The organism is Xanthocytophaga flava (assembly GCF_030068545.1).
Classification (GTDB): Bacteria; Bacteroidota; Bacteroidia; order Cytophagales; family 172606-1; genus Xanthocytophaga; species Xanthocytophaga flava.
In genome coordinates, this window is the sequence record NZ_JASJOR010000082.1 from 1 (window position 1) to 1,211 (window position 1,211).

At 43.5% G+C, this 1,211-nt stretch carries 1 protein-coding gene; it reads right to left on the reverse strand.

Translation table 11 applies throughout. The features are described 5' to 3' along the window. Positions 1 to 16 precede the first annotated feature (16 nt). A protein-coding gene (locus QNI15_RS38825) for an IS3 family transposase (protein WP_390902247.1) occupies positions 17 to 1,146 on the reverse strand; the annotation gives its coding sequence in 2 pieces (ribosomal slippage) (positions 17 to 885 and positions 885 to 1,146; 1,131 coding nt in all). Between the last annotated feature and the right edge of the window lie 65 nt (positions 1,147 to 1,211).

Here is a 1,211-nt window from a genome sequence, read left to right on the forward strand (position 1 = left end):
TGACGTCCACCCAAATTTAAGACCGGTCAGAAGTGGAAAAATCGGCGGTGTTGAATAGTTGCGATTGCTCGTCCATCTGGCAAGGTGTGAGTCCTTTCAATGAGCTGTGAGGCCGGAACTGGTTGTATTCCAGCCGCCAAGCCTCGATTTTTTCAGCTGCGTCGGATAAAGATAAGAACCAGTTTGTATTTAAACACTCATCTCTGAAACTTCCATTAAACGACTCAATAAAAGCGTTGTCCGTTGGCTTGCCTGGACGGGAAAAATCCAGAATCACCTGATTGTCATACGCCCATCTATCCATGGCTTTGGAAATGAATTCACTCCCATTGTCCACTTGAATCCTTGCCGGAATTGCACCTTCCATCAAATGAATTTTACTCATAAATTCTACCACTTGTTCGCCTTTGATGGATTGGCCAACCAAAATGCCTAAGCATTTACGAGAATAGTTGTCGATCACTGTTAAAGTTCTGAACTTGCGACCATCAAAAAGCTGATCTGCCACAAAGTCCATGCTCCAGGCCTGATTTTTTCTCAGCGGCACCACTCTTTCCAGCCGATGATTAGCTGAACGATTGCGTTTTGGACGCTTGCTACGAAGGTTTAAACCTTCTTCCTTATACAACCGATATACTCGCTTATGGTTGTCACGCCAGCCCTCGCGCCGTAAAAGTGTATAAATCCGCCAATATCCGTACCGTATTCGAACAGTAGCAATGTCCTTGATTCGCTTTTTAAGTACAGTATCATCTCTGCGTTTTTTCTTTTGATAGTACCACACTGACCTTTGCAAGCCTAATACTGAGCAAGCCCTCCGAGTCGAAATGCGGTAATCATCCATCACTTGGGTAACCAGTTTACGCAGGACAACTGGTTTTAAAACTTTTTTTTCAACACATCTTGCAGCATCTGCTTGTCCAGGCTTAAATCAGCTACTAGCTGTTTCAACTTCGCGTTTTCTTCTTCTAGTTGACGTAATCGTCGTAGTTCTGATACACCCAACCCACCAAACTTCTTCTTCCAGTTATAAAACGTAGCATCTGTAATACCCATCTTCCGACAGACTTCTTCGACCGAGATTCCGCTCTCAGCCTGCTTCAATGCAAACGCGATTTGCGCTTCAGTAAACTTGCTTTTTTTCATGGCGATTTTCTTTATGTGTAAACTAAGTAAAATCACCGATTTTTTCTACTTCCCTACGGTCCATT